10 protein-coding genes are annotated in these 12,754 nt (G+C 71.9%); 4 read left to right on the top strand and 6 right to left on the bottom strand.

Going from position 1 to position 12,754, the window contains the following annotated elements; translation table 11 throughout:
• Positions 1–8: 8 nt before the first annotated feature.
• Positions 9–1,136: a ferrochelatase gene (locus ACYUED_RS32795; protein WP_491288005.1), complete on the bottom strand. Its 1,128-nt coding sequence runs from the start codon at positions 1,134–1,136 to the stop codon at positions 9–11.
• Positions 1,137–1,332: 196 nt separating this feature from the next.
• Between ACYUED_RS32795 and ACYUED_RS32790 the strand changes: the two genes are divergently transcribed.
• The 3 genes from ACYUED_RS32790 (at position 1,333) to sepH (ending at position 5,299) form a co-directional block, all read left to right on the top strand.
• A complete protein-coding gene (locus tag ACYUED_RS32790; protein ID WP_491288002.1) occupies positions 1,333–2,571 on the top strand; it encodes an MFS transporter in 1,239 nt (412 codons plus the stop codon).
• Positions 2,531–3,850, top strand: coding sequence for a D-arabinono-1,4-lactone oxidase (locus tag ACYUED_RS32785; protein WP_491288000.1), 1,320 nt, complete (start codon positions 2,531–2,533; stop codon positions 3,848–3,850). Before ACYUED_RS32790 ends, ACYUED_RS32785 begins: the two co-directional genes overlap by 41 nt.
• Before the next feature lie 402 nt (positions 3,851–4,252).
• A complete protein-coding gene (sepH, locus tag ACYUED_RS32780; RefSeq protein ID WP_491287998.1) occupies positions 4,253–5,299 on the top strand; it encodes a septation protein SepH in 1,047 nt (348 codons plus the stop codon).
• A 118-nt stretch (positions 5,300–5,417) separates the two neighbouring features.
• Here the strand turns inward: sepH and ACYUED_RS32775 are convergent, their stop codons facing one another.
• On the bottom strand, positions 5,418–6,269 hold the full coding sequence (locus ACYUED_RS32775; RefSeq protein WP_491287996.1) for a sulfurtransferase: 852 nt from the start codon (positions 6,267–6,269) through the stop codon (positions 5,418–5,420).
• A gap of 284 nt (positions 6,270–6,553) precedes the next feature.
• Between ACYUED_RS32775 and ACYUED_RS32770 the strand changes: the two genes are divergently transcribed.
• Positions 6,554–7,357, top strand: coding sequence for a VOC family protein (locus tag ACYUED_RS32770; protein ID WP_491287994.1), 804 nt, complete (start codon positions 6,554–6,556; stop codon positions 7,355–7,357).
• A 31-nt stretch (positions 7,358–7,388) separates the two neighbouring features.
• Here the strand turns inward: ACYUED_RS32770 and ACYUED_RS32765 are convergent, their stop codons facing one another.
• From ACYUED_RS32765 to ACYUED_RS32750, 4 genes are all read right to left on the bottom strand, one after another.
• The gene (locus tag ACYUED_RS32765; protein WP_491287992.1) at positions 7,389–8,036 is read right to left on the bottom strand and encodes a thymidine kinase; all 648 of its coding nucleotides are present in this window, start codon (positions 8,034–8,036) and stop codon (positions 7,389–7,391) included.
• Between the two features lie 43 nt (positions 8,037–8,079).
• Positions 8,080–9,273: an alkaline phosphatase family protein gene (locus ACYUED_RS32760; RefSeq protein WP_491287990.1), complete on the bottom strand. Its 1,194-nt coding sequence runs from the start codon at positions 9,271–9,273 to the stop codon at positions 8,080–8,082.
• Positions 9,273–9,860, bottom strand: coding sequence for a DUF5998 family protein (locus tag ACYUED_RS32755; RefSeq protein WP_491287988.1), 588 nt, complete (start codon positions 9,858–9,860; stop codon positions 9,273–9,275). The genes ACYUED_RS32760 and ACYUED_RS32755 overlap by 1 nt, the downstream gene beginning before the upstream one ends.
• Before the next feature lie 65 nt (positions 9,861–9,925).
• A complete protein-coding gene (locus tag ACYUED_RS32750; protein WP_491287986.1) occupies positions 9,926–12,754 on the bottom strand; it encodes a bifunctional acetate--CoA ligase family protein/GNAT family N-acetyltransferase in 2,829 nt (942 codons plus the stop codon).

The following is a 12,754-nucleotide window of genomic DNA, read 5'->3' as shown; positions in this document are numbered from 1 at the left end:
GGGGTTCCTCACGCGTAGGGGCTGTCGGCGCCCGCGGCGGCCGGGCGGGGGGCGCGGGCCGGGCAGCAGCCGACGGGGCAGAGGTTGTGGCTCGCGCCGAGCGCACCGAGGGCGCAGGGCGTGACCTCCTCGCCGCGCTCCGCCGAGGCCCGCTCCAGGACGAGGTCGCGGACCGCGGCGGCGAAGCGCGGGTCGGCACCGACGGTGGCCGAGCGGCGCATCGGCAGCCCCAGCTCCTCGGCCTTGGCCCTGGCCTCCGTGTCGAGGTCGTAGAGGACCTCCATGTGGTCGGAGACGAAGCCGATGGGGGCGATCACGACGGCCGGGACCTCGGCGCCGTGCAGCTCCTCAATGTGGTCGCAGATGTCCGGCTCGAGCCACGGGATGTGCGGGGCTCCGGAGCGCGACTGGTAGACGAGCTTCCAGGGGTGGTCGATGCCCGTGCGCTCGCGGACCGCGGCGGCGATCAGCTGCGCCACTTCCAGGTGCTGCTCGACGTACGCCCCGCCGTCACCGTGGTCCTCGACCGGGCCGGAGGTGTCCGCGGACGCGGTCGGGATCGAGTGGGTCGAGAACGCGATGTGCGCCCCGTCCCGGACGTCCTCGGGGAGGTCGGCCAGGGACTGCAGCACGCCTTCGGTCATGGGCTCGACGAAGCCCTCGTGATTGAAGTAGTGCCGGATCTTGTCGATCTTCGGCAGCTCCAGGCCCTCGGCCTGCAGAGCGGCGAGCGAGTCGGCGAGGTTCTCGCGGTACTGGCGGCAGCCCGAGTACGAGGCGTAGGCGCTGGTGGCGAGGACCAGGATGCGGCGGCGGCCGTCGGCGACCATCTCGCGCAGGGTGTCTGTCAGGTAGGGCGCCCAGTTGCGGTTGCCCCAGTAGACCGGCAGATCCAAGCCGTGACCGGCGAAGTCCTTGCGCAGGGCGTCCAGCAGGGCGCGGTTCTGGTCGTTGATGGGGCTGACCCCGCCGAAGAGGAAGTAGTGCTGCCCGACTTCCTTCAGGCGTTCCTTGGGGATGCCGCGCCCACGTGTCACGTTCTCCAGGAACGGGACCACGTCGTCGGGGCCTTCGGGGCCGCCGAACGAGAGCAGGAGCAGGGCGTCATAGGGGGTGGCATCGAGCGCGTCTGACATGGGTCGATCCTGCCACCCGGCACTGACGGCCGGGAAACGGCGGGGTGACGAGCGGGGGCGGACCGCTGTCCGGACGCGTTCACCCGCTGATTCCCGGGTGCATTGCGGTGTCCTCACTCGTAAGCTGTATCAGCCGCATTCGCACCTTACTGAGCCATCGTCAGCACCTTACTGAGCCGTAGCCACCGGAGACCCCGTGCCCAGCCCCTACCGCGCCCTGTTCGCCGCCCCCGGTTCCAGGAGCTTCTCCGCCGCGGGCCTCCTCGGCCGGATGCCGCTGTCGATGATGGGCATCGGCGTGGTGACGATGATCTCCCAGCTGACCGGGCGCTACGGGCTCGCGGGCGCCCTGTCGGCCACCATCGCGCTCGCCGCAGCGGCGATCGGGCCGCAGATCTCCCGGCTGGTGGACCAGCACGGGCAGCGCAGGGTGCTGCGCCCCGCGACGCTCGTCGCGCTCGCCTCCGCGGCCTGGCTGCTGCTCGCCGCGCACTTCGGGTGGCCGGACTGGGTGCTGTTCGTGTGCGCCGCCGGCATCGGCTCCGTGCCGAGCCTCGGCGCGATGATCCGCGCCCGCTGGGCGGCCCTGTACCGGGGCACTCCGAGGCTGCACACCGCGTACTCCTTCGAGTCCGTGGTCGACGAGGTGTGCTTCATCTTCGGGCCGATCATCTCCATCGGGCTGTCCACGGCCTGGTTCCCGGAGGCGGGGCCGCTGCTCGCCGCATGCTTCCTGGCGGCCGGCGTCTTCTGGCTGACCGCGCAGCGCGCCACGGAGCCCGAGCCGCACCCGCGCGAGAAGCAGGGCGGCGGTACGGCGATGCGCTCTCCCGGCCTGCAGGTCCTGGTGGCCACCTTCGTGGCGACCGGGGCGATCTTCGGGGCGGTGGACGTGGTCACCGTGGCCTTCGCCGACGAGCGGGGCCACAAGGCCGCCGCGAGCATCGTGCTCGCGGTGTACGCGGCGGGTTCCTGCCTGGCCGGAGTCGTGTTCGGACTGCGGCACTTCGAGGGGGCGCCCGGGCGCCGCTGGCTGCTGGGCATATGCGCGATGGCCGTGAGTATGATCCCCCTCCTACTGGTCGGAAACTTGCCGTTTCTGGCCGTGGCGCTGTTCGTTGCGGGCCTGTCCATCGCTCCCACGATGATCACGACGATGTCCCTCATCGAAGAGCACGTACCACGCGCGCAGTTGACCGAGGGCATGACCTGGGTGAGCACCGGGCTCGCGGTCGGCGTCGCGCTCGGCTCCTCCGTGGCCGGCTGGGTCATCGACGCGGCCGGCGCGCGGGCCGGGTACGGGGTTCCGGCGGTGTCCGGGGCCGTCGCGGTCGCGGTCGGTTTCCTGGGGTATCGCCGGCTCAGCAGGCCGGCTCCGCGTCGGGGAGGCATCGTTGAGCAGCACAGCGAGCGGGAAGAACGGCACGTGGCGTAACTGGGGTGGCAACATCGCGGCCCGTCCCGCGCGGGAGGTCGCTCCGGCCTCGGTGGAGGAACTGTCCGCGGCCGTACGGAAGGCCGCGGAGGACGGTCTGACGGTGAAGGCCGTCGGCACCGGGCACTCCTTCACGTCCATCGCCGCCACCGACGGCGTGTTGATCCGCCCTCAACTGTTGACCGGTATACGCAAGATTGATCGCGACGCCATGACGGTCACGGTCGAGGCGGGCACCCCGCTCAAGAGGCTCAACATGGCCCTGGCCCGCGAGGGTCTGTCGCTGACCAACATGGGCGACATCATGGATCAGACGGTGTCCGGCGCCACCAGCACCGGCACACACGGCACCGGCCGCGAATCGGCGTCGATCGCCGCCCAGATCACGGGACTTGAACTGGTCACCGCCGACGGCTCGGTGCTCAGTTGCTCCGAGAAGGAGAACCCGGAGGTCTTCGCGGCCGCCCGGATCGGCCTGGGCGCACTCGGCATCGTCACCGCGATCACCTTCGCCGTGGAGCCGGTCTTCCTGCTCACGGCGCGCGAGGAACCGATGCCCTTCGACAGGGTGCTCGCCGAGTTCGACGAACTCTGGGCCGAGAACGAGCACTTCGAGTTCTACTGGTTCCCGCACACGGGCAGCACCAACACCAAGCGCAACAACCGCAGCGCGGGCCCGGAGAAACCGGTGAGCCCGGTGGCCGGCTGGTTCGAGGACGAGTTCCTCTCCAACGGCGTCTTCCAGGTGGCCCAGTGGGTCGGCCGTACGGCACCCACGACCGTCCCGACGATCGCCCGGATCTCCAGCAAGGCCCTGTCCGCACGCACGTACACCGACATTCCGTACAAGGTCTTCACTTCGCCGCGGCGGGTGCGCTTCATGGAGATGGAGTACGCCGTCCCGCGCGAGGCCCTGGCCGAGACGCTGCGCGAGCTGAAGGCGACGATCGAACGCTCCCGGCTGCGGATCAGCTTCCCGGTCGAGGTGCGCACCGCCCCCGCCGACGACATCACGCTGTCGACGGCGTCGGGCCGCGACAGCGCGTACGTCGCCGTCCACATGTTCAAGGGAACGCCCTATCAGGCGTACTTCACCGCCGCCGAGCGCATCCTCACCGCGCACGAGGGCCGGCCGCACTGGGGCAAGGTGCACACGCGGGACGCCGAGTACTTCTCCGGGGTCTACCCGCGCTTCGGCGAGTTCACCGCGCTGCGGGACCGGCTCGACCCCGATCGGCGCTTCCAGAACGACTACCTGCGCAGGGTGTTGGGGTCGTAGGCATTGGTTCCGTTTCTGGCGATTCCGTGAACTACGCCACGTCCAAGATCCCGAAAACCGCTCAACGGGCGCCCCGAGACCACCCCTTGCCAGAAGTTGGGCGGCGCGCCAATCCACGCACGTGGCCCGAATGGAGTACTGTGGCGAGCCCTGGGTCCGGTCTCCCGCCAGGGCGTCCACGGCTACCAAGGACCGCCAGGAGGGGGCCAGTTGCACAGGGTGACGGAGTTGGTCACTTAGCGTTGCGAATAGGTAACCGTGCCATAACGGCGTGCCCGGGCCCGTGCCCGACACGCCGGGCAACTCGGCAAGGTTGTGGCAGGCTGCACCCGGGCAGGCCACACTCGACTAGCGGAAGCAGCGACGCACGTGACGTCGGCAGGCACCACCCGGGAGGTTCCCATGCCCGAACTGCGTGTCGTGGCCGTCTCGAATGACGGCACACGGCTGGTGCTGAAGGCTGCCGACTCTACGGAGTACACCCTTCCGATCGACGAACGGCTGCGCGCGGCGGTCCGCGGTGACCGCCCCCGCCTCGGCCAGATCGAGATCGAAGTGGAGAGCCATCTCCGCCCCCGCGACATCCAGGCACGTATACGTGCCGGAGCGACCGCGGAAGAAGTGGCCCAGCTGGCAGGCATCCCCGTCGACCGCGTACGCCGTTTCGAGGGCCCCGTGCTCGCGGAGCGTGCGTTCATGGCCGAGCGGGCGCGCAAGACACCCGTCCGTCGGCCCGGCGAGAACGCCGGCCCCCAGCTCGGCGAGGCCGTCCAGGAGCGGCTGCTGCTGCGCGGTGCCGAGAAGGACACCGTGCAGTGGGACTCGTGGCGCCGCGACGACGGCACCTGGGAGGTCCTGCTGGTCTACCTGGTCGCGGGCGAACCCCACTCGGCGAGCTGGACGTACGACCCGCCCCGGCGGCTCGTCCAGGCCGTCGACGAGGAGGCGCGCTCGCTGATCGGCGAGTCCGAGGACCTTGCCACGTCGCCGGAGCCCAGCTTTCCGTTCGTACCGCGCATCGCACGGCTGCCGCGCGACCGCCCGCTGGACCGAGCCCTGGAGCGGCCGAGCCTGCCGGCACAGGCGTCCGAGCCCGCGGAGGAGAGCACGAGCGAACGGGACTCGCTGACCAGCCTGTTGGAGGCGGTACCGAGCTTCCGCGGCGACCTGGTGGTCCCGGAGCGTCCGTCGGAGGCCGCTCCGCCGCCGCCACCGCCGGAGGAGCCCCCCGCCGAACCCGCGGCGGAGGAACCCCCGGCCCCCGCGGCCTCGGCCGGTTCCGCCTACGCGGACGTCCTGATGCCCCGCTCCGTCACCAGCCACCGCGACCGTCTCGTCGGCGCCACCGACCGCCAGGCCGAGGCCGACGGCGTCCGCCCGGGCCGCCGCGCCGCGGTCCCGAGTTGGGACGAGATCGTGTTCGGGACACGGCGCAAGAAACAGGAGTGACCGGTCGTCGGCAGACGCGGTCGGTCGACAGCAGGAGTGATCGGTCGTCAGCACAAGTAGTCGCTCGTACGGGGAAGGGGCCGCGCTGCTCGAGCGCGGCCCCTTCCCCGTCTTCCGGCTACTGCGGATCCGGACCGACCGCCACCGGACGCGACGGATCCGACGACCACTGAGACCACGAGCCCACATACAGCGCGGCCTCGATCCCCGCGACCGCCAGCGCCAGCACCTCGTGCGCCCCGGACACACCTGAGCCGCAGTACACGCCGACCTGCGAACCGTCGGCCGCCCCAAGGGCCTTGAACCGCCCTGCCAGCTCCTCCGCGGGCAGGAACCTTCCGTCGGAGCCCACGTTCTCGTTCGTGGGCGCCGACACCGCTCCCGGAATGTGCCCGCCGACCCGGTCGATCGGCTCCACCTCTCCCCGGTACCGCTCCCCCGCCCGCGCGTCGAACAGCACTCCGGCCCTCGCCAGCGCGGCCGCACCGTCGGCGTCCAGCAGCCCCGCAGCGCCCGAAACCGGCTCGAAGTCGCCCTCCGCCGGTGTCGGCACCGATGTCTCCAGCGGACCCTCCCAGGCCGGCAACCCGCCGTCGAGGACCCGCACGTCCGGGTGACCCGTCCAGCGCAGCAGCCACCACGCACGGGCCGCTGCCCAGCCCTGCCCGCCGTCGTACACGACCACCGGCGTTCCGGCCGAGACGCCCGCCCGTCGCATCGCGGCGCCGAAGACCCCGAGGCCGGGCAGCGGGTGCCGACCGCCTTCGCCGGCCGCGGAGGCGAGTTCCGAGTCCAGGTCGACGTAGACGGCACCGGGAATGTGCCCGGCCGTGTACGCGGCGCGGCCGTCGAAGGGCGGCTCGCCGGCCGCCTTGGCGACACTGAGCTGCCAGCGCACATCGAGCAGTACGGGCGGGTTCTGCCCCGCCGAGTCGCTCGCGAGTTCCGAAGCGGAGATGATGGCGTTCATGGCCACCATCCTTGCGCACGGGGTGGCCGCATCGTCTGTGTCCGGCTACTCTGCTCCGCCGGACAGGCCCGATCACGAGGCGTACGGGTTCGGGCACATGCTGTACAGCTGATCGGCATCCGTCAGCAATCGCACAGAAACGGACGAGGAACCGTACACCGGGCATCCTCCAGGCAAGCGGCGCGCCCGGAGCGCGCTGCAGCACCGCTGGTGCGAGCATCGGCACGGAGATCCGGAGAGCGGACGCGACACGGCCACCGCGAGGGGTCGAGGAGAGAGTGACGATGACCGAGGCAAGGGAGCCGGCCGGCCCGAACGGCGAGACGCACGCTCGGCACGCGCCCGGCACACCCTGCCGGGTGAGTCTCATGGTGCACGGCTTGACCGCGACCCAGGACTTCTACGGGTCGCTGTTCGGCTGGGAGTTCCAGCCGGGCCCCCAGCAGCTCGGCCCGTACTCGCGGGCCCTGCTCGACGGTTACGAGGTGGCCGGCATCGGCCAGTTGCCGCCGGACCGTCATCTGCCCATCGCCTGGACGCCCTACCTCGCCTCGGACGACGTGGACGTGACCGCCGAGACGGTACGCCTGTGCGGCGGCACGATCGGAGTGGGCCCCCTGGACGCCGCCGAGGCCGGCCGCCTCGCGATCGGCTCGGACCCCTCCGGCGCCGTCTTCGGCATCTGGCAGGCGGCCGGGCACCACGGCACCGCCATCACGGGCGTGCCCGGCACCCCCGCCTGGAACGAGCTGCTGACCTACGAGTCGGTGAGCGTGGCCAAGTTCTACGAGACCGTCTTCGGCTACGCGGAGGAGCCGGTCGTCTCCGCCGACTTCGACTACGTGACGCTGCACATCGAGGGCCGCCCGGTCGCCGGCATCCACGGTGTGGGCCACGCCCTCCCCCGCGACCGGGGCCCGCACTGGATCACATACTTCGACGTCGCGGACACGGACGACGCGGTCGCCCGCCTGGTGGACCTCGGGGGCCACGTCCTCAACCCGCCGAGGGACAGCGCACACGGCCGCGTGGCCACGGTGGCCGACCCCGAGGGCGCCCGCTTCTCCCTGATCGAGAGCCCTCGCTGAGCCACGGGCAGACGCCCGGCGGGAAGGCAGTTCAGAGCTGCGCCACCGGCAGCACGTCCGGGGACAGTGCCGCCGACCCGGACGTCGTCGCCGTCATCCGGCGGCGGTGGTGGCGGCGGCACAGGACCTCGTAACCGATCGCCTCCGACCGGTCGACGTCGCCGACGACGACCTGTGCGCCCTCGACGACCATGGCGCCGCCTATCGTGCGGGCGTTGTGCGTGGCGCGGGCGCCGCACCAGCACAGGGCCTCCACCTGGAGGACCTCGACGCGGTCGGCCAGCTCCACCAGGCGCTGGGAGCCGGGGAACAGCCTGGTGCGGAAGTCGGTCGTGATGCCGAAGGCGTAGACGTCGAGGCCCAGGTCGTCGACCACGCGCGCGAGTTGGTCGACCTGCCCCGGTGCCAGGAACTGCGCCTCGTCGGCGATGACGTAGTCCGCACGGCCGCCGTGCGAGAGGTGGTCGACGAGATAGGCGTACAGGTCCTGCCCGTCCTCGACCTCCACCGCGTCCGTGACCAGGCCGAGGCGGGAGGAGAGCTTCCCCTCGCCCGCGCGGTCGTCACGCGTGAAGATCATCCCGGCCAGGCCTCGTGCGGAGCGGTTGTGCTCGATCTGCAGAGCCAGCGTCGACTTCCCGCAGTCCATCGTTCCGGAGAAGAACACCAGCTCGGGCATGGCGAGTTGAGCACCTTTCGGCAAAGAGGAGAGGACGACGGAATCAGGAGCGTACTTCGAGCAGGGGGACCAGCTGCTCGGCAGGGGTCATCGAACCGTGGTTGCCGACCATCGCCGACTCCTTCGGCTCCCGCTCGGAGGCGATGATCAGGACGTCGTCGCGCGCGGCAGCGATCACGTCGCCGAGGCGTGCGTGGACCCGCTCGTCGATGTGCGGCCCGAACCAGCCCGCGGCGATCGCCTCGTCCCGCGAGGCCACCCAGAACTGCTCGCCGAGCACCTCGCGCCAGCAGGTCAGCACGTCACTCTGGGCGCCCGGCACCGCGTACACGTGCCGGGCCCGGCCCTCGCCGCCCAGCAGGGCGACGCCGGCCCGCAGCTCCCAGTCCTCGTCGAAGTCGATGCGGTGCTGCTCGTCGAAGGGGATGTCGACCATGCCGTGGTCCGCCGTGACGTACAGCGCGGTGCGCGGCGGCAGTTGCTCGGCCAGGCGCTGGACCAGCCGGTCGACATGCATGAGCTGGCCGCGCCAGGTGTCCGACTCGACGCCGTAACGGTGGCCGGCGCCGTCGAGCTCCGCGTAGTACGTGTAGACCAAGGAGCGGTCTCCGGCGGCCAGTTGCTGGGCCGCGAGGTCCATGCGGTCCTCGCCGGACAGCCGCCCGTGGAACGTTCCGCCACTGAGCGCGACCTTGGTCAGGGGCGTGTTCTGGAAGGTGGGCGACGACACCTGGGCCGCGTGCACCCCGGCCGCCTCGGCCAGCTGGAAGACCGTGGGATACGGCTGCCACGCGTGCGGCGACGTCCACGGCTGCCAGCGCAGCTGGTTCATCAGCTCGCCGGTCTCCGGGTTGCGCACGGTGTAGCCGGGCAGGCCGTGCGCGCCCGGCGGCAGGCCGGTGCCGACGGAGGCGAGGGAGGTGGCGGTGGTCGCCGGGTAGCCGGTGGTCAGGGGGCGGCCGGTGCCGCCGCGCGAACTGGCGAGGAGCGAGGTCATGAACGGCGCCTCGTCCGGATGCGCCCTCAGCTGCTCCCAGCCGAGCCCGTCGATCAGGAACACGCAGTTCCGGTCGGCGGGGGCCAGCTCGGTGATCGAGGCCGTCATGCCCGGTACGGCCATGCCCGCGGCCAGCGTGGGCAGGAGGTCGGCGAGGGAGCCGCTGCCGTACTCGGGCAGCGGCGCGGAGTCGACGGCGAGGGGTTCCGGGTCGGTGTCCCAGGGTGCGGACTGCGACATCAGCGGGTGGTGTCCGCGGTCGCTTCGGAGAGCGACTGGGCGAAGGCGAGCGCCTGGCGGACCGTCTCCGGTCCGTCCCCGGCCTCGCTCACCCGCAGGCTGAGGTCGTCCGCGGTCGAGCTGCCGGTGTACCCGTGGTCGGCCTCGCAGTTGGGGTCGCCGCAGGCGGCGGGTTCGAGGTCGATGCGGGAGACGGCGCCCCAGCCGATGGTGAGGACGACCTCGCGGGGCAGCGTGCCCACCGTGTACTTCTCCGGGTTGGCGACCACCCGGCTGACCACGACCGACGAGATCCGGCCGAGCTTCACCGACTCCGTCGACGTCGTCGCGTACGGCGTGGGGGAGGTGGTGTCCGCCGCCTGCTCGTCGGTGTGGCTGACGATGAAGCGGTTGCCGGTGAGGACGAGCACGGTCACGTGCCGCCGCACCTCGTTCTGGTCGAACGTCGTCTCCTGGTGGACCAGGAACGACCGGATGGAGTCGCCGCCCAGGGCGGCCTCCACCGCCTCGGCCACGAGGGCCGGGTAGTAGCCGCTGCGCTCGATCGCCGCTCGCAGCCCCTGGGTCGTCGTACTGGTCTTGGCCATGACGTCCATCCTAAGGGGGTGCACTGGCTGCGAGGCACCGGTCATGGCCGTCTCCGTGACACGCCTCAGTAGACGGGGAGCGTGCGCGGGCCGAGGTCGTCGCGGACGGGGGGCGGGGCCAGGCGGACGGAGACGCCGAGAACACTCAGACCCTGGGGTGCGACGACGACCGGCTCCAGGGTCACCGCCACGACCTCCGGGTGGTCGTCGACCAGCCGTGACACACGCAGCAGCAGCTCTTCCAGCGCAGGTGTGTCCACGGGCGTCGAGCCCCGCCAGCCGAACAGGAGCGGTGCCGTCCGGATCGACCGGACCAGCGAGGCCGCGTCCCGGTCGGTGACCGGAACCAGCCGGTGTGCCATGTCGCCGAGGAGCTGGGAGGCGGCTCCGGCGAGCCCGAAGGACAGGACGGCGCCGGCCGCCGGGTCGATGACGGCCCGTACGACCGTGTCCACGCCGCGTGGTGCCATCCCCTGCACCACCGGTCGCAGCTCCTCCGGCTTCCCGAACAGTTCGGTCAACTCCGCGTACGCCCGCCGCAGTTGCTCCTCGTCCGCGAGATCCAGCCGTACGCCGCCCAGGTCGGCGCGGTGCCGCAGGTGCGGGGCGGTGGCCTTGAGGGCGACGGGGTAGCCGATGCCGGCGGCGGCCCGCGCGGCGTCGTCCGGCGTGAAGGCGGGAACCGCCTCGCGCACGGGGATGCCGTACCGGCCGAGCAGGTCGCGCGTCTCCGCGGTGCCGAGCGTGAGGCCCTGCCCGCGCGCGAGCATGCCGCCGATGAGCCGGGCGGCGCCCTTCTCGTCGATGTCCTCGTACTCGGGCACCTTGCCGGGCTCGGCCGCTTCCCGCCGCCACTGGGCGTAGTGCACGGCCTCGGCGAGGGCGCGGACGGCGCGCTCGGCGGCGGGATAGGCGGGGATGAGGCGGGGGCCGGTGTCGGGGGCGGTGGGTTTTGGTGCCCGTACCGGGGCGGGCAGTTGTTGCGAGGGGCGGAGCCGACGGGTGCCGGACGCCGCGGTGTCGGGCTGCGGTGCGGTGCTCGTCGCGGCCGACAACGCCTCCGCGAGCCCGCCGAGCTCCACGTGCACCACCAGCACGGGCTTTCCGGGGACCGCCTCCGCGGCCGATCGCAGCGCCTCCGCCAGTTCGGCGTCCCCGGGCGATCCCTCGCCGATCGCCGGAATGGCCGTCACCACCACGGCGTCGCACGAGTCGTCCGCGAGGGCGCGCGACAGGGCGGCGCGGAAGTCGCCCGCCGAGGCCCCCGTCGTCAGGTCCAGCGGCCGCGCGGGCCTGAGTCCCTCGGAGAGACACGCGTCGTACGTCAGCAGCCCCAGCGACTCGGAGTTTCCCAGGATCGCCACCCGCGGCCCCGCCGGCAGCGGCTGCCGGGCGAGCAGCAGCCCCGCGTCGACCAGCTCGGTGATGGTGTCCACCCGGATCACGCCGGCCTGTCTGAGCAGCGCGGACACGGTCGTGTGCGGCAGCCGTGTCGCCCGTACGGCATGTCCCTGGGGGGCGCTGCCGGCGCCCTGGACCACGACCAGCGGCTTCGCCGCCGCGGTGCGCCGGGCGAGGCGGGTGAACTTGCGGGGGTTACCGATGGACTCCAGGTACATGAGGACGACATCGGTGTCCGGGTCGTCGTACCAGTACTGGATCACGTCGTTGCCGGACACGTCCGCGCGGTTTCCGGAGGACACGAAGGTGGACACGCCCGTGACGCCCGTGACTCCCCCGCCGCGGCGCTGCAGCCGGGACAGCAGGGCGATGCCGATGGCGCCGGACTGTGCGAACAGGCCGATGCGGCCGGGGCGGGGCATCTCGGGGGCGAGCGAGGCGTTCAGCCGTACGTCGGAGGAGGTGTTGATGACCCCGAAGGCGTTCGGCCCGATGATCCGCATGCCGTACGTGCGCGCGTGCCGCACGAGTTCGCGCTGGCGCTCGCGTCCTTCGGGCCCGCTCTCGGCGTACCCGGCGGAGATGACGACGAGCCCCTGCACGCCGTGCTCGCCGCACTCGGTGACCACCTCGGGGACCTGCTCGGCCGGCACGGCGACGACCGCGAGGTCGACGGGCCCGTCGATGTCCCGCACCGAGCGGTGCGCCGGGACGCCGTCGAGCTCCTTGAGGTCTTCGGGAAGCGCCTTGTTCACGGCGTGGAGCGACCCGGTGAAGCCGGCGTCGCGGATGTTGTCGAGGATGCCGCGGCCCACACCTCCCGGCGTGCGCCCGGTGCCGACGACGGCGACCGAGCCCGGTACGAGCAGTCGTCGTACGGACCGCGCCTCGGCGCGCTGCTCCCGCGCGCGCTGTACCGCGAGGGAGCGGTCGGTGGGTTCGAGGTCGAACTCCAGGCGTACGACGCCGTCCTCGAAGCTGCGCTTCTGGGTGTAGCCCGCGTCCGTGAACACCTTGATCATCTTGACGTTGGCGGGCAGCACCTCGGCGGCGAAGCGGCGGATGGCGCGCTCGCGGGCGACCGCGCCGATGTGTTCGAGGAGGGCGGAGGCGACTCCGCGCCCCTGGTGGGCGTCCTGGACGAGGAAGGCGACCTCGGCCTCGTCGGCGGGTGCGGACGCGGGCGTTCCGTCGGCGCCGATGCGGTCGTAGCGTACGGTGGCGATGAACTCGCCGCCGACCGTGGCCGCGAGTCCCACCCGGTCCACAAAGTCGTGGTGCGTGAAGCGGTGGACGTCCTTGGCGGACAGGCGAGGGTAGGGCGCGAAGAAGCGGTAGTACTTCGACTCGTCCGACACCTGCTCGTAGAAGCTGACCAGGCGCTCGGCGTCATCAACGGTGATGGGGCGGATGCGCGCGGTGCCGCCGTCGCGCAGCACCACGTCGGCCTCCCAGTGCGCGGGGTACTCGTGCCGGTCCGGCGAGGTCTGCAT

The organism is Streptomyces sp. DF42 (assembly GCF_058267695.1).
Note: the sequence above shows the minus strand (reverse complement) of the source record. Positions and strands in the feature narration are given on the sequence as shown.

Bases quoted from the DNA above. Each gene is read 5' to 3' on its own strand.
- ACYUED_RS32760 (WP_491287990.1), bottom strand. From the start codon at position 9,273: ATGTCGCAGTCCGCACCCTGGGACACCGACCCGGAACCCCTCGCCGTC.
- ACYUED_RS32770 (WP_491287994.1), top strand. From the start codon at position 6,554: ATGACCGAGGCAAGGGAGCCGGCCGGCCCGAACGGCGAGACGCACGCT.
- ACYUED_RS32755 (WP_491287988.1), bottom strand. From the start codon at position 9,860: ATGGCCAAGACCAGTACGACGACCCAGGGGCTGCGAGCGGCGATCGAG.
- ACYUED_RS32750 (WP_491287986.1), bottom strand. From the start codon at position 12,754: ATGCAGACCTCGCCGGACCGGCACGAGTACCCCGCGCACTGGGAGGCC.
- sepH (WP_491287998.1), top strand. From the start codon at position 4,253: ATGCCCGAACTGCGTGTCGTGGCCGTCTCGAATGACGGCACACGGCTG.
- ACYUED_RS32775 (WP_491287996.1), bottom strand. From the start codon at position 6,269: ATGAACGCCATCATCTCCGCTTCGGAACTCGCGAGCGACTCGGCGGGG.
- ACYUED_RS32765 (WP_491287992.1), bottom strand. From the start codon at position 8,036: ATGCCCGAGCTGGTGTTCTTCTCCGGAACGATGGACTGCGGGAAGTCG.
- ACYUED_RS32795 (WP_491288005.1), bottom strand. From the start codon at position 1,136: ATGTCAGACGCGCTCGATGCCACCCCCTATGACGCCCTGCTCCTGCTC.